At 67.2% G+C, this 20339-nt stretch carries 15 protein-coding genes; 13 read left to right on the top strand and 2 right to left on the bottom strand.

Annotated features, from left to right (window positions below; genetic code table 11):
- Positions 1-321 precede the first annotated feature (321 nt).
- From ACZK1G_RS17805 to ACZK1G_RS17785, 5 genes are all read left to right on the top strand, one after another.
- Complete coding sequence (locus ACZK1G_RS17805; RefSeq protein ID WP_049442696.1) at positions 322-1497, top strand: phosphoglycerate kinase; 1176 nt, start codon at positions 322-324, stop codon at positions 1495-1497.
- Positions 1494-2147: an HAD hydrolase-like protein gene (locus ACZK1G_RS17800; protein ID WP_014038298.1), complete on the top strand. Its 654-nt coding sequence runs from the start codon at positions 1494-1496 to the stop codon at positions 2145-2147. Before ACZK1G_RS17805 ends, ACZK1G_RS17800 begins: the two co-directional genes overlap by 4 nt.
- 174 nt (positions 2148-2321) lie before the next feature.
- Positions 2322-3788 carry a pyruvate kinase gene (gene pyk / locus ACZK1G_RS17795; RefSeq protein ID WP_101766001.1) on the top strand — a complete coding sequence of 489 codons (1467 nt, stop codon included), beginning with the start codon at positions 2322-2324 and terminating at the stop codon, positions 3786-3788.
- Positions 3789-3984: 196 nt separating this feature from the next.
- Complete coding sequence (locus ACZK1G_RS17790) at positions 3985-4989, top strand: class I fructose-bisphosphate aldolase (RefSeq protein ID WP_006465625.1); 1005 nt, start codon at positions 3985-3987, stop codon at positions 4987-4989.
- A 129-nt stretch (positions 4990-5118) separates the two neighbouring features.
- Positions 5119-6261 carry an ABC transporter substrate-binding protein gene (locus tag ACZK1G_RS17785; RefSeq protein ID WP_101766000.1) on the top strand — a complete coding sequence of 381 codons (1143 nt, stop codon included), beginning with the start codon at positions 5119-5121 and terminating at the stop codon, positions 6259-6261.
- 90 nt (positions 6262-6351) lie between these two features.
- Here the strand turns inward: ACZK1G_RS17785 and ACZK1G_RS17780 are convergent, their stop codons facing one another.
- Both ACZK1G_RS17780 and cysK read right to left on the bottom strand, forming a co-directional pair.
- Positions 6352-6951, bottom strand: a complete 600-nt coding sequence (locus ACZK1G_RS17780) for an O-acetyl-ADP-ribose deacetylase (protein ID WP_197622254.1) — start codon at positions 6949-6951, stop codon at positions 6352-6354.
- A 210-nt stretch (positions 6952-7161) separates the two neighbouring features.
- Positions 7162-8121 (bottom strand): cysteine synthase A, encoded by a 960-nt coding sequence (gene cysK, locus ACZK1G_RS17775; protein ID WP_046432270.1) that lies wholly within the window; start codon positions 8119-8121, stop codon positions 7162-7164.
- Between the two features lie 208 nt (positions 8122-8329).
- Here cysK and ACZK1G_RS17770 point away from each other — a divergent pair, with 208 nt between their 5' ends.
- From ACZK1G_RS17770 to ACZK1G_RS17735, 8 genes are all read left to right on the top strand, one after another.
- Positions 8330-9313 (top strand): LysR family transcriptional regulator, encoded by a 984-nt coding sequence (locus ACZK1G_RS17770; protein ID WP_101765999.1) that lies wholly within the window; start codon positions 8330-8332, stop codon positions 9311-9313.
- Positions 9314-9930: 617 nt separating this feature from the next.
- Positions 9931-10362, top strand: coding sequence for a DUF2946 domain-containing protein (locus tag ACZK1G_RS17765; RefSeq protein ID WP_101765998.1), 432 nt, complete (start codon positions 9931-9933; stop codon positions 10360-10362).
- Between the two features lie 72 nt (positions 10363-10434).
- Positions 10435-12498: a TonB-dependent copper receptor gene (locus ACZK1G_RS17760; protein ID WP_101765997.1), complete on the top strand. Its 2064-nt coding sequence runs from the start codon at positions 10435-10437 to the stop codon at positions 12496-12498.
- 271 nt (positions 12499-12769) lie between these two features.
- Positions 12770-13876 carry an efflux RND transporter periplasmic adaptor subunit gene (locus ACZK1G_RS17755; RefSeq protein ID WP_014038290.1) on the top strand — a complete coding sequence of 369 codons (1107 nt, stop codon included), beginning with the start codon at positions 12770-12772 and terminating at the stop codon, positions 13874-13876.
- Positions 13873-16998: an efflux RND transporter permease subunit gene (locus tag ACZK1G_RS17750; RefSeq protein WP_101765996.1), complete on the top strand. Its 3126-nt coding sequence runs from the start codon at positions 13873-13875 to the stop codon at positions 16996-16998. Before ACZK1G_RS17755 ends, ACZK1G_RS17750 begins: the two co-directional genes overlap by 4 nt.
- A complete protein-coding gene (locus tag ACZK1G_RS17745; RefSeq protein WP_101765995.1) occupies positions 16991-17587 on the top strand; it encodes a GNAT family N-acetyltransferase in 597 nt (198 codons plus the stop codon). The genes ACZK1G_RS17750 and ACZK1G_RS17745 overlap by 8 nt, the downstream gene beginning before the upstream one ends.
- A gap of 179 nt (positions 17588-17766) precedes the next feature.
- A complete protein-coding gene (locus ACZK1G_RS17740) occupies positions 17767-19278 on the top strand; it encodes an alanine/glycine:cation symporter family protein (protein WP_049442688.1) in 1512 nt (503 codons plus the stop codon).
- Complete coding sequence (locus tag ACZK1G_RS17735) at positions 19279-20115, top strand: TrmH family RNA methyltransferase (protein ID WP_101765994.1); 837 nt, start codon at positions 19279-19281, stop codon at positions 20113-20115.
- Positions 20116-20339: the final 224 nt, after the last annotated feature.

Genomic DNA, 20339 nt, shown 5'->3' with positions numbered 1-20339 from the left:
CAGAAACCGCTTCTGCCTTTGCCATCCGCTCCGCCACATGAACCTGTCGAGGCCGGGGTGGTGTGGGCTGGCAGGGGTGTCAGCCGCATGGATGCGGCTGCCAAGCCTCCAAGGACGGATTCACGGCGTCCCCTGCCAGCCCACACCGCCTCGGCCCACCCAAAGCATCGCAAGGCGCCAGCGCCTTGGCTTTGGCCGTTGCCGTTGCTGTTGCTGTTGCCCTGCGCCTCTGCCTGCCGCAGGCATCGGCCCTCCCACCACCCGCGATACAATGGCCGTCTGCCGTACCCGGCATCCCGTCCCTGAGCCAAAGAGTTGCCCATGTCCATCGTCCGCATGACCGACCTCGACCTCTCCGGCAAGCGCGTGCTGATCCGCCAGGATCTGAACGTGCCGATCGAGAATGGCCGCATCACCTCCGAACAGCGCATCACCGCTTCGCTGCCGACGCTCAAGCGCGCGCTGGAGCAGGGTGCGGCGGTGATGGTCACCTCGCACCTGGGGCGCCCGAAGGAAGGCGTGTGGAGCGAGGCCGACTCGCTGGCGCCGGTCGCGCAGCGCCTGTCCGAGCTGCTGGGCCGCGAGGTTCCGCTGGTGCGTGACTGGGTTGACGGTGTCGACGTGCAGCCGGGCCAGTTGGTGCTGCTGGAAAACTGCCGCATGAATGTCGGCGAGGGCAAGGACGACGAAGCCCTGTCGAAGAAGTACGCCGCCCTGTGCGATGTGTTCGTGATGGATGCCTTCGGTACCGCACACCGCGCGCAGGCCTCGACCCATGGCGTCATCCGCTTCGCCCCGGTGGCGGCCGGTGGCCCGCTGCTGATGGCCGAGCTGGACGCGCTGGCGCAGGCGTTGGACGCACCGGCCAAGCCGCTGCTGGCCATCGTCGCCGGCAGCAAGGTCAGCACCAAGCTGGAACTGCTGGCCAACCTGGTCGGCAAGGTCGACCAGCTGATCGTCGGTGGTGGCATCGCCAACACCTTCATCGCTGCCGCCGGCTACAAGGTCGGCAAGTCGCTGTACGAGCCGGACCTGCTGGACACCGCGAAGAAGATCGTGGCCGACGCCAAGGCGCGTGGCGCCGATATCCCGCTGCCGGTCGACGTGGTCACCGCCAAGCAGTTCATGCCGGATGCTGTTGCCGAAGTGAAGGCGGTCGACGCCGTCGCCGAGGACGATCTGATCCTGGACATCGGCCCGCAGACCGCTGCGCAGTACGCGCAGCTGATCGGGAAGGCCGGCACCGTGGTCTGGAACGGCCCGGTCGGCGTGTTCGAGTTCGAAGCCTTCAGCAAGGGCACCGAAGCGCTGGCCCGCGCCATCGCCAGCTCGCCGGCATTCTCCATCGCCGGCGGTGGTGACACCCTGGCGGCGGTGGACAAGTTCGATATCGCCAAGCAGGTCAGCTACATCTCCACCGGCGGTGGTGCGTTCCTGGAGTTCCTGGAAGGCAAGACCCTGCCGGCCGTCGCCGCGCTCGACGCGCGCGGCGCATGAGTGCCGACCGCAGCAAGGATGTCCTGTTCTTCGACCTCGACGGCACGCTGATCGATTCGCAGGTGGGCATCACCGCCTGCATCGCCTATGCGCTGCAGAAGATGGACCATCCGGTGCCGCCGCAGGAAACGCTGCTGGGCTGGATCGGTCCATCGCTGCGCACCACCTTCGCGCCGCTGTTCGTCGAACCGGCGCGGGTGGAACAGGCGGTGGGCTACTACCGTGAACGCTTCGACGCCGAAGGCTGGCGCGAGCACACGGTGTACCCGCAGGTGGAAGACACCCTGCGCACGTTGCATGGCCGTGGCCACCGCCTGGCGGTGGTCACCGCCAAGAACGAGCCGCACGCGCGCCGCATCCTCGCCCACCTGCCGTTCGGCGGGCTGTTTGAGGAGATCGTTGGTTCGACCCTGGATGGCTCGCGCAGCCACAAGCCGGAACTGGTCGGCGAAGCATTGCGTCGGTTGCAGGTGCAGCCTGCGCAGTGCTGGATGATCGGCGACCGCCGCATGGACATCGAAGGCGCGCGCCATCACGGCCTGCGCAGCGTCGGCGTGCTGTGGGGCTTTGGTGGTGAGGAGGAACTCACTGCCGCCGGTGCTGGCCAGCTCGCCCGTGAGCCGGTACAGCTGGAAACGCTGCTGGCCTAGTCCCCTGTAGAGCCGAGCATGGGCTCGGCTCTACCGAACTCCCTGCGCCAGCGTATGTCCGGACCATGTCCGTTCCATGACCCGCGGAGTCAGGCAGCACAAGGCTGTAACCGTATACATGCGGCGTGAAGGATGTGCTAATTTCCGTTCTTTAACGGGAGAGGCCCATCCACCATGTTCGAGCGTCAGCGTCGCACCAAGATCCTTGCCACCCTCGGTCCGGCCACTGATCCGCCGGGCGTGCTGGAGGATCTGTTCCGCGCCGGCGTCAATGTGGTGCGCCTGAACTTCAGCCATGGCGATCCGTCCGGCCAGGCCAAGCGTGCCGCCGAAGTGCGTGCTGCTGCGGCACGCGTGGGCGTGGAAGTGGGCATCCTGGCCGACCTGCCGGGCCCGAAGATCCGCATCGAGCGCTTCGCCGAAGGCAAGGTGCAACTGAAGGCGGGCGACCGCTTCGACCTGATCGCCAGCGAGAACGCCGGCCCGGGCACGGCCAACCAGGTCGGCGTGAGCTACCTCGGCCTGCCGCAGGACGTGGGCCCGGGTGATGTGCTGCTGCTCGACGACGGCCTGATGCAGTTGCAGGTGGTGGAAGTGCAGGGCGACCGCATCGTCAACACCGTGCTCAACGATGGCGTGCTGTCCGATCGCAAGGGCCTGAACAAGCAGGGCGGTGGCCTGTCGCTGGGCGCGCTGACCGAGCGCGACAAGGAACTGATCGGCATCGTTGCCAAGATCGGCGTCGACTTCATTGCCGTGTCGTTCTGCCGCAACGCGCAGGACATGAACGACGCGCGTGACATCGCCCGTTCGCACGGCTGCGATGCCGCGCTGGTGTCGAAGATCGAGCGTACCGAAGCGATCGAGAACCTGGACGAAATCGTCGAGGCCAGCGACGTGGTGATGGTCGCCCGTGGCGACCTCGGCGTGGAAATCGGCGATGCCGAGCTGCCGGGCCTGCAGAAGAAGATCATCAAGGCCTCGCTGGCGCAGAACAAGGTGGTGATCACCGCCACCCAGATGCTGCAGTCGATGGTGGAAAGCCCGATCCCGACCCGTGCCGAAGTGCTGGACGTGGCCAACTCGGTCATCGACGGCACCGATGCGGTGATGCTGTCGGCGGAAACCGCCGCTGGCGCCTATCCGGTCAAGGCCGTGGAAGCGATGGCGCGCATCTGCCTGGGTGCCGAGCGCCAGTTCCAGACCGAGACCGACTTCAACGCCTCGCCGCGCAACCTGGAACGTGCCGACCAGGCGATTGCCATGGCCACCATGTTCCTGTCGCAGCACGTGGGTGTGCGTGCGATCGTGGCGATGACCGAATCCGGCGGCACCGCGCGCTACCTGTCGCGTTTCCGCGCCAAGGCGCCGGTGTTCGCGGTGACCCGCCATGACGGCGCGCGTCGCCAGATGGCGCTGATGCGCGATGTCTACCCGATCAACTTCGACAGCCGCGGCCTGACCCCGCGCGAAGCCGCGCGCGGCAGCATCCGCCTGCTGGTCGAATCCGAGCTGCTGCAGGCCGGTGACCGTGTCGTGTTCACCAGCGGCGAGCACATGGAGACCCTGGGTGCAACCAACACCCTGCGCCTGCTGGAAGTGGGCGAAGATGGCCGCGCCAGCGGCCTGGGCGATCTGTAAGTAGTGTTGGCCCGGGGTCGGAGCCGCGTTGCGGGTCCGACCCCAGGGTCAGATCCCCGCAGGGGCTCCGGCCCCATGCCGCAGGACAACTTTTGTCCTGCGCCAGCGTGGAAGCGTTTCCATCCTGTCCTCCACGGCGAGGCAACGGGCAGCGGGGCTATACTTACGTTTTTCCCGCACCCGCCACAGGAAATACATGAGCATCGAACAGCTGGCTGAAACCGCCCAGGCTATGGTCGCCCCGGGCAAGGGCATCATCGCGATCGACGAATCCACCGCTACCATCGCCAAGCGTTTCGCCGGCGTCGGTATCGAGAACACCGAGGAGAACCGTCGCGCCTACCGCGAGCTGCTGCTGACCACGCCGAAGCTCAACGAGCACATTTCCGGCGCCATCCTGTACGACGAAACCATCCGCCAGTCGACCAAGGACGGCGTGCCGTTCGCCAAGTACATGGCTGACCACGGCATGATTCCGGGCATCAAGGTGGACAAGGGTGCGCACCCGCTGGCCGGCTGCCCGGGCGAGCTGGTGACCGAAGGCCTCGACGGCCTGCGCGAGCGCCTGCAGGAGTACTACAAGCTGGGTGCGCGCTTCGCCAAGTGGCGTGCGGTCATCAACATCGGCGAGAGCATCCCGTCGGGTACCTGCATCGAGTCCAACGCCCACGCGCTGGCCCGCTATGCGGCGCTGTGCCAGGAATGCGGCCTGGTGCCGATGGTCGAGCCGGAAGTGATCATGGACGGCGACCACGACATCGAAACCTGCTACGAAGTCACCGAAGCCACCCTGCGTTCGCTGTTCGACGCCCTGTACCAGCAGAACGTGTTGCTGGAAGGCACCATCCTGAAGGCGTCGATGGTCATCTCCGGCAAGGGCTGCGATGAGCAGGCCGACGTCGAGGAAGTGGCCGAGTCGACCGTGATGTGCCTGAAGAGCACCGTGCCGGCGATCCTGCCGGGCGTGGTGTTCCTGTCCGGTGGCCAGAGCGACGAGCAGTCCACCGAGCACCTGAACGCGATGAACCAGCTGGGCAACCTGCCGTGGCCGCTGAGCTTCTCCTACGGCCGCGCCATGCAGCAGGCCGCGCTGAAGCTGTGGGCCAAGGACATGAAGGGCAACTACGCTGCCGCCCAGAAGACCGTGTACGAGCGCGCCAAGGACAACGGCCTGGCCGCGCTGGGCAAGTGGAACGGTTGATCCGTTCCCTTGCAGGATGAACAGGGCAACGCCGGCTTTACGCCGGCGTTTGCTTTTGCGGGTATCTTTTCCGCCCCCGCGTGCCCGGCCGGCATGCGGGAACCACATGGAAGGCCAAGGAGAAACAACATGCGTTTGGCAGCAATCACACTGGCCGTTGCCACGGTCCTGGTCGCCGGCGGTTGCAACCGCATCGGCGGCGGCGCGGATGCGGGCAAGGCCGCGTCACTCGATTTCGACAAGCCGGTGTCCGGCGAGATCACCTCGCGCAGCGGCATCAACTACAACGACGGCAGCCACCACCAGCTCTACCAGATCAAGCTGGAAGACAAGCAGCTGGTCGGGCTGAAGCTGACCGGTTCGCTGAGCGGCTCGATCGCCGTGTTCAACAACGGCAGCCTGGTGGCCAGCAGCAACACCGGCTACGAGCGCGAAGGCGATGTCTCGCTGGCCTTCCGTGCCAACGGTGGCGGCACCTATCAGGTGGCGGTCAACGCCAACGGCTCGACCGATTACGGTCCGTACCGCCTGCGCGCCGAGAAGCTGGTGCCGTATGACGGCAGGCCGCTGGCGGGTGGTGGCGAGATCGTCGACATGCTGGCCGGTGGTTCCCAGGACTACACCCTGCAGGTGGACAAGGCCGGCCTGTACGAGATCCGCCTGGTGTCGGACGTCTTCGATCCGGTGCTGAAGCTGTCGGGCCAGGGCGTGGATGCCGAGAATGACGACGGTGGCGACAGCACCAACTCGCGCCTGACCCTGTCGCTGAAGCCGGGCAAGTACACCCTGACCGCGCGTGGCCTCGGCGACGGTGTCACGGGCATGTTCACCCTGTCGGCCAACCGCATCGAGCTGCCCGGTAATCTGGTCGAGCGCGATGGCACGGCGCTGCAGAAGTCGGGCAGTGTGTACACGATGCTCGACAACGATGGCCGCCGCCGCTTCCTGCTGTCGCTGGACCGCCCGGCCGATGTGCGCCTGGATGCGATCTCCAGCCAGGTCGATACCGTGCTGCGCGTGGTCGGTGGCGATGTCGAACTGACCGATGATGACGGTGGCAACGGTACCAATTCGCGCCTGGAAGAGACCCTGCCGGCCGGTCACTACACGGTCGACGTGTCCAGCCTGAACAATGGTGCGGGCATGGTGGAAGTGCGCGTGCAGGTGGATGGCGCCAGCGCCGATGGGGCTGCGGCCTCCGCGGCACGTGCGGCTGCCGACGCGGCCGCCGTGGCCGATGACGCCGCCGCGGTGGAAGCCGCCAGCCGTTGAGCGTGATCCACGCCGCGCGTGGATGAGGACAATGGTGCAACGGAAAAGGCCGGGCAATGCCCGGCCTTTTCTTTTGCTCGCATCGCTGATTCAGTGCGCGGCGGCAAAGCCTGCATCACCCAGGGGCGGCAGCATCGACACGCGCGGTTCGCTGTCCGCGCTTTGCCCGGCGGCGCTCAACGCCTGCTGGTAGGCCTTGGCCGTAGCGGTATTGAACGCCACCAGCACGATGCGCGTCGGTTGTGCGTGGCTGCGCTGCCACGCCAGTGTTTCCGTCACTGCGATCTGCGCCGCCTGGTACAGCGGATAGCCATACACGCCGCAGCTGATCGCGGGGAATGCGATCGACTGCACGCCCAGCGATTCGGCCAGCTGCAGCGATTTCCAGTAGCAGTTGGCCAGCAAGGCCGGTTCGTCGCGCTGGCCGTCGTGCCAGACCGGGCCCACCGTGTGCAGCACATGGCGCGCCGGCAACGCGTGGGCGGCGGTGGCGCGCACTTCGCCGGTCGGGCAACGCACGCCAGGGCGCAGCTCCGGCAACTGCTCGCACTCGGCCAGCAGTGCGGGGCCGGCTGCGCGATGGATCGCGCCGTCGACACCGCCGCCACCGAGCAGTGTTTCATTGGCCGCGTTGACGATCGCATCCACCGCCAGGGTCGTGATGTCGCCCTGCCAAACCTCGATCTTCATGCGTCCGTCTCCTGCCTGTGAGGTGATCCGCGCAGCATCTGCGCCGGCTGTTCCCACGGTAGGGGACAGGGCATCGATACTGCGTCATGACCGTCTCACGCGCTGCGATCCGACGGCCTTCACGCACGATGGCGGGCGGCGCCTTCACGCAGGCTGAAGCAGAAAAGGGTCAGAGCCTTTTCCACGTGGAGAAGGATCCGACCCTGCACATCACGGCAGGCCGGCCAGCCAGTCGTCGTCGGACCCTTCGTTCACATCGGCAAACAGCGGTGTGGAGAAATAGCGTTCACCCGTGTCCGGCAGCATCGCCAGGATCACCGAGCCTGGTTCAGCGCGGGCGGCGACGTCCAGTGCGCTGGCCACGGTGGCACCGGCGGAGATGCCGACGAAGATGCCTTCCTCGGCAGCCAGGCGGCGCGCGGTGGCGATCGCGCGGTCATCTTCGACCGAGACCAGTTCGTCCACCACATCGCGGTTGAGCACATCCGGCACGAAGTCCGGGGTCCAGCCCTGGATCTTGTGCGGCTTCCAGTCATCGCCCTTGAGCAGGGCGGCGCCGGCCGGCTCGGTGGCGATGATGCGGGTCTGTGGGCGTGCGACCTTCAGCACTTCGCCAACACCGGTGAGCGTGCCGCCGGTGCCCCAGCCGCTGACGAAATAGTCCAGCCGCTTGCCGGCGAAGTCGCGCAGGATTTCCGCGGCGGTGGTGTTGCGGTGATACGCCGGGTTGGCCGGGTTGGCGAACTGGCTGGCCAGGAACCAGCCGTGCTGTTCGGCCAGCTCGGCTGCCTTGCGCACCATGCCGCTGCCGCGCTCGGCGGCCGGGGTCAGGATCACCTTGGCACCATAGGCACGCATCAGCTTGCGGCGCTCGACCGAGAAGGTCTCGACCATGGTCGCCACGAACTTGTAGCCGCGCGCGGCGGCGACCATCGCCAGGGCCACGCCGGTGTTGCCCGAGGTGGCCTCCACGATGGTGTCGCCCGGCTTGAGCAGGCCACGCGCTTCGGCGTCGAGGATGATCGCCAGCGCCAGGCGGTCCTTCACCGAGCCGCCCGGATTGAACGACTCGACCTTGGCGTAGACGCTGACCTGCGGCGGTGCCAGACGCTGCAGCTTGACGATGGGGGTGTTGCCGACGGTATCGAGGATGGAGTCGTACAGGGCCATGGAAGCGCTCCGGAAACGGGGCCGCGCCGGGCTTCGGCGGGCGAAGGGGGAGGGCTGGCTGTTCAGGCCAGCGGCTGCCGGCTGACCGTAGCGCCGGCATATGACGCCCGGAAATGACCAGATACCTTTCTTAAACAACCTTTGGTTATAAGCTGGTGACGGCAATTGACCCTAGAGTGGACCTCCGCCCCACGCCGCCTGCCTGCCCATGACGCTGACCCAGCTGCGCTACCTGGTTGCCATCGCCGACGCCGAGCTGAACATCACGCTGGCCGCCTCGCGCGTGCACGCCACCCAGCCCGGCCTGTCCAAGCAGCTCAAGCAGCTGGAGGACGAGCTGGGTTTCCTGTTGTTCGTGCGCAAGGGCCGCAGCCTGGAGTCGGTCACCCCGGCCGGCACCGAGGTCATCGCCCGCGCCCGCGCGGTGCTGGCCGAGGCCAACAACATCCGCACCTACGCGGCCAACCAGCGGCGCGAGAGCCAGGGCCAGCTGATCCTGACCACCACCCACACCCAGGCGCGCTTCGTGCTGCCGCCGGCGGTGGCGGCGATCAAGCAGGCGTATCCGCAGGTGAGCGTGCACCTGCAGCAGGCCGGTGAAGCCGACGCGCTGGATCGCTTGAACCAGGGTGATGCCGACATTGCGATCATCAGCACCGCTGGCGGTGAGCCCACCGATGGCATTGCCGTGCCGCTGTTCCGCTGGCGGCGGCTGGTGGTGGTACCCAAGGGCCACCCGCTGGATCGCGCCGGACGCGCACCGGACCTGGCCGCGTTGGCCCGGCAACCATTGATCAGCTACGAATCCTCGACCCGCCCGAATTCGTCGTTGCAGCGCGCCTTCGCCGCCAATGGGCTGGTGCCGGATCTGGCACTGACCGCGCTTGATGCCGATCTGATCAAGACCTATGTGCGTACCGGCCTGGGTGTGGGCCTGCTGGCCGAAATGGCGGTCAGTTCCAACGACGAAGACCTGAGATCGTGGCCGGCGCCGGACCCGATCAGCGAGTGCATTGCATGGGCAGTGCTGCCGCGCGACCGCGTGCTGCGTGATTACGCGTTGGAGCTGGTGCATGTGCTGGCACCGCAGATTGATCCGCGCGACCTGCGGCGGGTGCTGGATGGCAACCAGGTGGCCGCGTGGCCGGTGCCACCGACCTGGGAGTCGCTGACCCAGACCATCACGGTGTGAGGTGGGTCGAGCAGGGCTTGCAGCCCTGCACCTGCTGCAAACCGGAGCAACAGCAACAGCAACGTCAAAAGCTCGCTATCCGTGGGATGGCGGGGCGGTGTCGGAGTGCGGGGACGCCGTAAACCCATCCCTGGGGGCTTGGCCGCGGCATCCATGCCGCGGACACCCCGCACTCCGACACCGCCCCACCTCTGACAGATTCCGATGGCTGTTGGTAGGTGTCGACCTTGGTCGACACGGTAGATCCACGCCATGCCGTGGATGAAGCTGTCAGATATCGAAATACATCTGGGGTCAGATCCGTTTTCCGAAGGAAAACGGATCTGACCCCAAGAGCCGTTCCAACAGACCGCAGGAATCTGTCGAAGGCGGGGTGGGTCCGGTTGCGGGGGCGTGAGCGCCATGGATGGCGCGACCGAGCCTACATGGACGTATTTACGGCGTCCCCCGCAACCGGCCCCCCCCCCGCCATCCCACGGATTGTCCGCTTTTGACGTTGACGTTGATTCGGCAGGTGCAGGGCGCAGCCCTGCCGAACACCCCCGCGACGGGGTGTCGTAAATGCCTGCGACGGTTCGTCGCACGGGTAACCCTGGACCCGGCTCTACACTAGCGGGGTGACCCGCCTGTCCCGCCCGCAGCGCCTTCTGCTCCAGCTCGCCGTCCTGGCGACGCTGCTGATGGTGCTTGCGCCGCTGGTCAGCCGCGCGCTGCAGGCGTCGCCGATGGACCACGCCGCGATGGCCGGCATGGACCACGCTGCCATGGGCCATGACATGCACGACATGGCCATTGCCGGGCACGATCAGCACGGCAGCGCCCCGGCAGAGCGCAACCGCCCGGTCGATCCCCACGCCATGCACGGCGAAGCCTGCGAATACTGCGTGCTGGCCATGCGCCTGCTGCCGTGGCTGGCGGTGCTGGTGCTGCTGTTGCCGCTGCTGTGGCGGCCGCGGCTGGCATTCCCGTGGTCACAGCAGGTACTGCCCGCGCTGCGCTGGCCGGCGCATGCCGCGCGCGGGCCGCCGCGTTTCTCCATCGTTCGCTGATGTCCCTATCGAATCTGCCGCACGACGCCTGACCGGGCGCCGTGCGCGCGTGCGTAACTTGGAGCTGTTCCAATGAAAATGACTTCCCGCCCCGCGGGCGCCTGTGCGCGCCTGCCGGTTGCCCTCGGCCTGGCCGTGGCCGCATCAGTGGCCCACGCCGCGCCCGCCGAAGAGGCGCGCACCCTCGACACGCTGGTGGTGACCGCCGCCGCACCGTCCTCGCCGCTGCACTGGGTGACCGACCCGCGCCTGCCGCGGCAGCCGGTACCCGCCAGCGACGGCGCCGATTACCTGAAGACCGTTCCCGGTTTCTCCGCCATCCGCAACGGCGGCACCAACGGCGACCCGGTGCTGCGCGGCATGTTCGGTTCGCGCCTGAACATCCTCAGCAATGATGGCAACCTGATCGGCGCCTGCCCGTCGCGCATGGACAATCCGCTGTCCTACATCTCACCCGAAAGCTTCGACCGGCTGACCATCATCAAGGGCCCGCAGAGCGTGCGCTGGGGCGCCGGTGCCTCGGCCGGCACCGTGCGCTTCGAGCGCGATACACCGCGCTTCGAGGAACCGGGCCTGCGTGCCGATGCCAGTGCGCTGGTCGGTTCGCGCAACCGCAACGACCAGGTGCTGGACCTGACCCTGGGCAACCCGACCGGTTACGTGCGTGCCAGTGGCAACCGTTCCGAAGCCGATGACTACAAGGACGGCCACGGCGATGTGGTGCCATCGAAGTGGCGCAAGTGGAACGGTGACGTGGCGATCGGCTGGACGCCGGATGCCGACACGCTGCTGGAAATCTCCGCCGGTGCCGGTGATGCCATCGCACGCTACGCGGGACGCGGCATGGACGGGGCTGCGTTCGAGCGCACCAGCTATGCCGCGCGCTTCGAGAAGCGCAACCTGCCGGGGGCGTGGGACACGGTGCAGGCCAATGTGTACTACAACGAGGCCGATCACGTGATGGACAACTACACGCTGCGCACGCCGAACCCGAACAGCATGATGCCGATGCCGATGGCCTCGAACGTGGACCGCCGTACCCAGGGCGGCCGGGTCAGTTCCGAGTGGCGCTGGCAGGACGTGCAACTGGTGGCGGGTGTGGATGGCGAAGACAGCCGCCATCGTGGCCGCATGGGCATGGGCCGCGGCACCTATCGCCAGGCGGCCTGGGAGACCGATGCCAACTTCCGTCGCTATGGCGTGTTCACCGAGTTGACCCTCGGTGCCGGCACCGATCAGCGCTGGATCAGCGGCCTGCGCATCGACCGTGCCAGCGTGCGCGACGAGCGGCAGTCGATCCGCGGGATGATGGGCAACATGCCCAATCCGACCGCAGGACAGCGCCGCAAGGAATGGCTCGGCAGTGGTTTCCTGCGCTACGAGCAGGACCTGGCCGACGGCCTGACCTGGTATGCCGGCCTCGGCCACAGTGAACGCATGCCCGACTACTGGGAGCTGTTCTCGCCCGACCACGGCCCGACCGGTGCGGTGAACGCGTTTGCCGGTATCCAGCCCGAGCGCACCACCCAGCTCGACGTCGGCCTGCAGTACAAGGGACCGCGCGTGCAGGCCTGGGTCTCGGCGTATGCCGGGCAGATCCAGGACTACATCCTGTTCACCTACCACGGCAGCGGCATGATGGGCATGAGCCAGGCCAGCAATGTCGACGCGCGCATTGCCGGTGCCGAGGCGGGGCTGGAAGTGAGCGTGGCCGAACAGTGGAAGCTGGGTGGCACGCTGGCCTATGCCTGGGGCGAGAACCGCGACCAGCAGCGCCCGTTGCCGCAGATGCCGCCGCTGGAAGCGCGCCTGAGTGCCAACTGGGAAGGCCAGCGCTGGAGTGCCGGTGCGCTGCTGCGCGCGGTGACCCACCAGCATCGTGTCGCAGATGGCCAGGGCAATGTCGTCGCGCAGGACCTTGGACCGAGCGCTGGCTTTGCCACCTTCGCGCTCAATGCCGCGTACCGTTTCAGTTCGCAGTTGCAGCTCAGCGCGGGTGTCGACAACCTGTTCGACCGCGCCTACAGCGAGCACCTGAATCTGGCCGGCAGCGCTGACTTCGGCTTCCCCGCCGATCCGGTGCGCATCAATGAGCCGGGGCGCAGCGTCTGGATGAAGCTGAATTACCGGTATTGAGGCAACGGGCAAAAAAACGGGGCCGGATCCCCGCCAGGATCCGTCCCCGCCCGACGCCCTCCGTCGGGCAGATTCGACTCTACGATGACGGCCCGGGCGGTGCACGGCTGGATACACCCCGACACACGCCGACACCGCCCGTGGCAGCCTTGCACGGAACGGGTTCAAGGCGCTATCGCGGCCTTGGTTCCACGCCGGTAAACGCTTGGCACATACCGCTTTCAGGGGCACTTGCCTACACTCGGCGGCCGTGGATCAATCAGGACCGTTCATGTTGGCTCGTATCGCTTCGACCCTGGCCCTTGGCCTCAGCCTGGCCGTGCTGGCCGGGTGCGCAGGCAAACAGGAGGCCGCCGCACGTCGGCAGGGAGAAGCGGTGCCGGTCACCGCGCAGGTCGTGCAGTCCCGCCAGTGGAGCGACACCCTGCAGGCGCTGGGCACGGCCAAGGCGCGCGAGTCGATCAGCGTGACCGCCAAGGTCAGCGAGATCGTCGAGAAAGTGCATTTCGAAAGCGGCCAGCACATTGCGGCCGGCGCGCCGATCGTGACCCTGCGCGGCCAGGCCCAGGAGGCCGCGCTGGTGCAGGCGCAGGCCACGTTCCACGAGGCCGACCAGCTGTACAAGCGCCAGCGTGAGTTGGCCACGCAGCGGCTGGTGTCGAGTGCCACGCTGGATACGCAGAAGTCGATCCGCGATGCCGCCGAAGCGCGCGTGGCGCAGATGCAGTCGGACATCGGTGACCGCCGCGTGCGTGCGCCGTTCGCCGGTGTGCTCGGCATCCGCCAGGTCAGCCCGGGCACGCTGCTGACGCCGACCACGGTGATCGCCACGCTCGACGATATCGAGCACATGCATATCGATTTCCAGGTGCCGGAAGTGGAGCTGGCCGCGCTGGGCGTCGGTGACAAGGTCAGTGCCACCAGCGTGGCGTGGCCCGGCCGCACCTTCGAGGGCGTGGTCAGCACCATCGATGCGCGCATCGATCCGGCCACCCGTGCAGTGACGGTGCGCGCCGATTTCGCCAACGGCGACCATGCGCTGCGCCCGGGCATGCTGCTGGACGTGCGCCTGTTCCGCCCCGAGCGCCCGGCGCTGGTGATTCCGGAAATCGCCGTGGTGCAGGTCGGCCGCGATACCTACGTGTATCGCATCACCGCAGACGACAGCGTCGAGCGCGTGGACGTGGTGACCGGCGCGCGCCGTGCCGGCGTGGTCGAGATCAGGCAGGGCCTGGAAGCGGGCCAGCGCATCGTGGTCGATGGCACCGGCAAGCTGCGTCCCGGCCTGAAGGTTGCGGCGAAGGACGCGGCACCGGCCAGTGGTGCAAAGCCCGCTGATGCACCGGCACCGGTCGCGGCCGAGGGCCACGGCGGATGAAGCTGTCCGACATCTCCATCCAGCGGCCGGTGTTCGCCGTGGTGATGAGCCTGTTGCTGCTGGTGCTGGGCGTGATGTCCTTCACCCGCCTGACCCTGCGCGAACTGCCGGCCATCGACCCGCCGATCGTGTCGGTGTCGGTGGACTACACCGGCGCCTCGGCGGCGGTCATCGAAAGCCGCATAACCCAGGTGCTGGAAGACGCGCTGGCCGGCATCGAAGGCATCGATACGATCAACGCGCGCAGCACCAACGGCCGTTCGCAGGTCAGCATCGAGTTCACCTCGAACCGCGATATCGAAGCGGCGGCCAACGACGTGCGCGACGCGGTCAGCCGTGTTGCCGACCGCATGCCGGAAGAGGCGCGGCCGCCGGAAATCGCCAAGGTCGAGAGCGATGCCGACCCCATCATCTGGTTCAACATGGTCTCCTCGACCATGGACACGCTGGAGCTGAGCGACTACGCCGACCGTTACGTGGTCGATCGCTTTTCCAGCCTCGATGGCGTGGCCCAGGTCCGCATCGGCGGCCGCCAGCGCTATGCGATGCGCATCTGGCTGGACCGTGACCAGCTGGCCGCACGCGGCCTGACCACCGGCGACGTGGAAACCGCGCTGCGCAACGAGAACGTGGAACTGCCGGCTGGCCGCATTGAGTCGACCGACCGCGATTTCACCCTGCGCGTGGAGCGCAACTACATCAAGCCCGAAGACTTCGCGACCATCCCGCTGGGCAAGGGCCGCGATGGCTACGTAGTGCGCATGGGCGACGTGGCGAAGATCGAGCTGGCCTCGGCCGAACGCCGCGCGTACTACCGCAGCAACGGCGAGCCGGGCATCGGCCTGGGCATCGTCAAGACCTCCACCGCCAACTCGCTGGACGTGGCGCGTACCGCGCGCGCTGAAGCCGAGCGGGTGGCGCTGACCCTGCCCAAGGGCACGCAGATCTTCGTCGCCTTCGACAACACCACCTTCATCGAAGCGGCGGTGGACCGCGTCTACGCCACGCTGGTGGAGGCGATGATCCTGGTGCTGGCGGTGATCTGGCTGTTCCTCGGCAGTTTCCGCGCCGCATTGATTCCGGCGGTGACGGTGCCGGTCTGCCTGGTCGCGGCGTTCATCGCGCTGTATGCGTTCGACTTCTCGATCAACCTGCTGACCCTGCTGGCGTTGGTGCTGTGCATCGGCCTGGTGGTGGACGATGCGATCGTGGTGGTGGAAAACGTACAGCGCCGCATCGACCTGGGCGAACCCCCGCTGGTGGCGTCCAAGCGCGGTACCGCGCAGGTCGCCTTCGCGGTGATCGCCACCACCGCCGTGCTGGTGGCAGTGTTCCTGCCGGTCGGCTTCCTGGAAGGCAACACCGGGCGCCTGTTCCGCGAACTGGCAGTGGCGCTGGCCGCCGCCGTGGCGCTGTCCGCGTTCGTGGCACTGACGCTGACGCCAATGATGGCCTCCAAGCTGCTCAAGCCGCACACCGGGCAAGCGCCACGTGGCCTGCACGGCTTCGTCAACCGCAACCTGGAACGCCTGGCGGGCGCCTATGGTCGCGTGCTGCAGCACCATGTCGACCGCACCTGGATCTACCTGCTGGTGATGGTGGCTGCGCTGGCCGCGAGCTGGGGCCTGCTCAAGCTGCTGCCGTCGGAGCTGGCACCGGCCGAAGACCGCGGTTCGTTCCAGATCATGATCGACGGCCCGGAAGGCGCCGGCTACGACTACACCGTGCAGCAGGTGCAGCAGGTGGAAGCGCTGCTGGCCCCGCATGTGGGCCCGGACAAGCCGATCGTGCGCGCCAACCCGCGCGTGCCCGGTGGCTTCGGTGCCAGCGAGGAAATGCACACCGGCCGCGTCAGCATCTTCCTGCAGCCGTGGCGCCAGCGCAGCGAGGGCACGCCGGAGGTGGCCAATGAGCTGCAGAAGGAACTGGACACCATCCGTGGCGTGCGCGTGCGTACCCAGGTCGGTGGCGGCCTGGTGCGTAGTGGCGGGCAGCCGTTCCAGATCGTGCTGGGCGGGCCGGAATACGCGGAGATCGCGCAGTGGCGCGACCGCATCCTGCTGCGCATGGCCGACAACCCCGGCCTGGTCGGCCCGGACTCGGACTACAAGGAAACCCGGCCGCAGATGCGGGTGAACATCGACCGCCAGCGTGCGGCCGATCTCGGCGTGCCGGTCACTGCGATCGGTTCGGCGCTGGAAACCATGATGGGCTCGCGTCGCGTCACCACCTTCGTCGACAACGGCGAGGAGTACGACGTGCTGGTGCAGGCCGGACGTGACGGCCGCGCCAGCCCGGCCGACCTGGCCGCGATCCGCGTGCGCGCCACGTCCGGCGAGCTGGTGCCGCTGTCCAACCTGGTCACGCTGAGTGAAGTGGCCGAGGCCGGCACCTTGAACCGCTTCAACCGCCTGCGCTCGATCACCATCAGTGCCGGCCTGGCGCCGGGCTATCCGCTGGGCGAGGCCATTGCCTGGGCACAGAACGTGGCCCAGGAAGAACTGCCGCAGTACGCGCAGGTGAACTGGAAGGGCGAATCGCGCGAGTACCAGAGCGCCGGTGGCGCCGTGCTGCTCACCTTCGCCATGGCCCTGCTGGTGGTGTACCTGGTGCTGGCTGCGCAGTTCGAGAGCTTCATCCATCCGCTGACCATCATGCTGACCGTGCCGCTGGGCGTGCTCGGTGCGCTGGTCGGGTTGTGGGTGAGTGGCGGTACCGTGAACCTGTTCAGCCAGATCGGCATCGTGATGCTGGTCGGCCTGGCCGCAAAGAACGGCATCCTCATCGTCGAATTCGCCAACCAGCTGCGCGACGACGGCCGCAGCGTGCGCGAGGCGATCATCGAATCGGCGGTGGTGCGACTGCGCCCGATCCTGATGACTTCGATCGCCACCGTGGTCGGCGCCATTCCGCTGGTGGTGGCCGGTGGCCCCGGTTCGGCCAGCCGTGGCACGATCGGCATCGTGATCATCTTCGGCGTGACCCTCTCGACCTTCCTGTCGCTGTTCGTGGTGCCGGCGTTCTACGCGCGGTTGGCGCCGTATACCCGCTCGCCGGAAGCGGTGAAGCGCGAGCTGGAGAAGCAGGAAGCGGAATCGCCGTCGGTGGGCGGTCATGCCTGACCGGCCTGCCGACGGGGTCGGACCAGGGGTCGGATCCCTTTCCGGAACGGAAAGGGCTCTGACCCCGCCACTACAGGGTGAAGGTTTCCTCCTGCGCCCCTGGCGCCCGGACGATCTGGAATCCCTGCTGCACCACGCCAACGACGCCGAGGTGTCGCGCGGCCTGCGCGACCGCTTCCCGTACCCGTACACGCGCGAGGATGGCGAGGCCTTCCTCGCCGGCCGCGTGCTGGCCCCGGGCACCCTGAACCTGGCCATCGAGATCGACGGCCAGGCCTGCGGCAGCGTCGGTGCCCAGCAGGGCGTGGCCGAGCGCGGACACATGGCCGAGCTGGGCTACTGGTTGGGCCAGGCCTACTGGGGCCAAGGAGTGATGACCCGGGTGGTCGGCCTGTTCGCACCCTGGGTGATGGACGAACTTCGCCTGTTCAGGCTGCAGGCCGGGGTGGTCGACTTCAATCTCGGCTCGGCCCGGGTGCTGGAAAAGAACGGCTTCCAGGAGGAGGGCGTGGACCGCTGTGCGGTCTACAAGCGCGGCGTGCTGCACGACCTGCGCCGTTTTGCCCGGGTACGCACGCAGCTGCCTTGAACGGCCCGGGGTCAGATCCCTTTTCCAGTGGAAAAGGGATCTGACCCCTTCTCCGCTCTCCGGGTATGGCCCGGCGCGACCAATGGCGCTACCGCAGCGGCCTTCGATCAGGGAGAATCGGTCAGGTCCCTTCCAGCCGACGGGACGTCCTTACAACCCGCCGACTGGAGAGAGCGCGCGTGGAAGCAACCGTACACTTCATCAACAGCATCATCTGGAGCAAGGCACTGATCTTCGTGTGCCTGGGCGCCGGCCTGTTCTTCAGCCTGCGCACGCGCTTCATGCAGATCCGGGGTTTCCTCGAAATGTGCCGCCTCACCGTCAAGGGTGAGAAATCCGACGCCGGCGTGTCTTCCTTCCAGGCCCTGGCCATGTCGATGGCCGGCCGCATGGGCATCGGCAACATCGCCGGCGTGGCCACCGCCATCGCCTTCGGCGGCCCCGGTGCGATCTTCTGGATGTGGGTGATGGGCTTCCTCGGCGCGTCCACCTCGTACGTGGAATGCACCCTGGCGCAGATCTACAAGACCAAGGATGCCGAAGGCCGTTACCGCGGTGGCCCGGCGTACTACATCGAAAAAGCCATGGGCCTGAAGTGGTACGCGCTGGCCTTCGCCTTTGCCACGATCATCGCCGCCGGCTTCCTGATGCCGGGCGTGCAGGCCAACGCCATCGCCGACAGCATCATCAACGCCTGCCGTGGCACCGCACTGTGCGGCCCGCTCGATGGCCAGGCCTTCGGCATGGAGTCGGTGCAGGCGCTGAAGCTGGGCATCGGCATCGTGGTGGCGCTGCTGCTGGGCGTGGTGATCTTCGGTGGCGTCAAGCGCATCGCCAATTTCGCCGAAGTGGTGGTGCCGTTCATGGCAGCCGGCTTCATCCTGATGGCCATCGTCATCATGATCATCAACTACGACCGCGTGCCGGAGATGTTCAACATCATCTTCAGCAGCGCCTTCGGCACTCACGCCGCGTTCGGCGCGATGATGGGCCTGGCGGTGGAGTGGGGTATCAAGCGCGGCATCTACGCCAACGAAGCTGGCCAGGGCTCGGGCCCGCACGCGGCAGCCGCCTCGGAAGTCTCGCACCCGGCCAAGCAGGGCTATGTGCAGGCCTTCGCCATCTACTTCGACACCATGATGGTGTGCACCGCCACCGCGTTCCTGATCCTGGCCAGCGGCACCTACAACGTATATTCGGCGGCAGGCGCCAGTGCCCCGCCGATCTTCCAGGGCCTGGCCGGTATTCCGGAAGGTGCTGGCTACGCGCAGGCTGGTGTGGAAGCCGTGTTGCCGGGCTGGGGCTCGGCGTTCGTGTCCATCGCCATTTTCTTCTTCGCTTTCACCACCATCATGGCGTACTACTACATGGCCGAGACCAACCTCAGCTATGTGAACCACAACAAGAAGCGCCCGCTGACCGTGCTGGTGCTGCGCCTGGGCATCATCGCCATGGTGGTGTTCGGCGCGTTCCATAATGCGACCCTGGCCTGGGCGCTGGGTGACATCGGCGTGGGCCTGATGGCCTGGCTGAACATCATTGCCATCCTCATCATCCAGAGGCCGGCGATGCTGGCCCTGCGTGACTACGAACGACAGAAGAAGCTGGGCCTGGATCCGGTGTTCGACCCTGATGCCCTGGGCATCAAGAACGCCGATTTCTGGCGCCAGCGCAAGCAGGAGAGTGTGTAAGTGAACAACCCTTGGAACAACCGCCGCCCGTCCGCCCGTCCGCCGCGCGCAACGCCGTTGCCGCGCCCGGAGGCGCCGGCTACGGGCGGTGGTGGGCGCGGTGGCAGCGACGAGCTGCGCCTGTACGGTTTGAATGCCGTGCTGGCCGCGTTCGAAGCGCGGCCGCAGGCGCTGCGCAAGCTGTACCTGCTGGAGGCGCGCATTCCGCGCCTGCAGCCGCTGCTGAAGTGGTGCGTGGCCAACCGTGTGGGGTACCGCGTGGTTGAAGACGGCGATCTGAACAAGCTCGCCGGTACCACCCATCACGAAGGCGTGGTGGCCGATGTGCTGCGTGCTCCGGCACTGCCGCTGGCGCAGTGGCTGGAGCAGGTCGGCGACGGCCCGGCGCTGGCGTTGTGGCTGGATGGCGTGGGCAACCCGCATAACCTCGGTGCGATCCTGCGCTCGGCCGCACACTTCGGCGCCAAGGCGCTGCTGCTGCCGGCCGGCAGCACGCTGGCGCTGTCCGGTGCCGCCGCGCGCGTTGCAGAAGGCGGTGCGGAAGCGGTGCCGCTGGTGCAACTGCCGGATACAGCCCAGGCGATGGCGCAGCTGCGTGCGGCCGGCTTCGGCCTGGCGGCGACCCTGGTGGAGGGCGGTGACGACGTGTTCCGCACTTCGCTGCCGGCCCGCCTGGTGTATGTGATGGGCGCCGAAGGCGAGGGCATGGACCGCAGCCTGGCGGGTGCATGCGACCTGCAGGTCTCGATTCCCGGCAGCGGTGCAGTGGAGAGCCTGAACGTGGCCTCGGCCACGGCGGTGCTGCTGGCGCAGTGGGCGAGCCGTCGCGCCGATTGACGCGGCTGTTTCATCGCGTGGTGACCTGGAACCCGGCCCTCGTGGCCGGGTTTTTTGCGCGGATTCCGCAATACTCGGCGTGATCGTGCGGATCGCACGCGGGATGCCACCTGCAAAGCATGCTGATTGCGACCGATCACGATGCATCAAGCATGCTTGATGCATGAGTACGCGCTTTTAGAATTTGTCTCATTGTTGAGCCGCATCCTGCATCGCACGGTGGA

It is taken from the genome of Stenotrophomonas sp. 109824_Sma (assembly GCF_056480025.1).
The sequence above is the reverse complement of the archived record's forward strand: the minus strand, read 5'-3'. Positions and strand labels throughout refer to the sequence as shown.

Excerpts from the sequence above, each read along its gene's own strand:
- ACZK1G_RS17805 (WP_049442696.1), top strand. The coding sequence starts at position 322 with ATGTCCATCGTCCGCATGACCGACCTCGACCTCTCCGGCAAGCGCGTG.
- ACZK1G_RS17800 (WP_014038298.1), top strand. The coding sequence starts at position 1,494 with ATGAGTGCCGACCGCAGCAAGGATGTCCTGTTCTTCGACCTCGACGGC.
- pyk (WP_101766001.1), top strand. The coding sequence starts at position 2,322 with ATGTTCGAGCGTCAGCGTCGCACCAAGATCCTTGCCACCCTCGGTCCG.
- ACZK1G_RS17790 (WP_006465625.1), top strand. The coding sequence starts at position 3,985 with ATGAGCATCGAACAGCTGGCTGAAACCGCCCAGGCTATGGTCGCCCCG.
- ACZK1G_RS17785 (WP_101766000.1), top strand. The coding sequence starts at position 5,119 with ATGCGTTTGGCAGCAATCACACTGGCCGTTGCCACGGTCCTGGTCGCC.
- ACZK1G_RS17780 (WP_197622254.1), bottom strand. The coding sequence starts at position 6,951 with ATGAAGATCGAGGTTTGGCAGGGCGACATCACGACCCTGGCGGTGGAT.
- cysK (WP_046432270.1), bottom strand. The coding sequence starts at position 8,121 with ATGGCCCTGTACGACTCCATCCTCGATACCGTCGGCAACACCCCCATC.
- ACZK1G_RS17770 (WP_101765999.1), top strand. The coding sequence starts at position 8,330 with ATGACGCTGACCCAGCTGCGCTACCTGGTTGCCATCGCCGACGCCGAG.
- ACZK1G_RS17760 (WP_101765997.1), top strand. The coding sequence starts at position 10,435 with ATGAAAATGACTTCCCGCCCCGCGGGCGCCTGTGCGCGCCTGCCGGTT.
- ACZK1G_RS17755 (WP_014038290.1), top strand. The coding sequence starts at position 12,770 with ATGTTGGCTCGTATCGCTTCGACCCTGGCCCTTGGCCTCAGCCTGGCC.
- ACZK1G_RS17750 (WP_101765996.1), top strand. The coding sequence starts at position 13,873 with ATGAAGCTGTCCGACATCTCCATCCAGCGGCCGGTGTTCGCCGTGGTG.
- ACZK1G_RS17745 (WP_101765995.1), top strand. The coding sequence starts at position 16,991 with ATGCCTGACCGGCCTGCCGACGGGGTCGGACCAGGGGTCGGATCCCTT.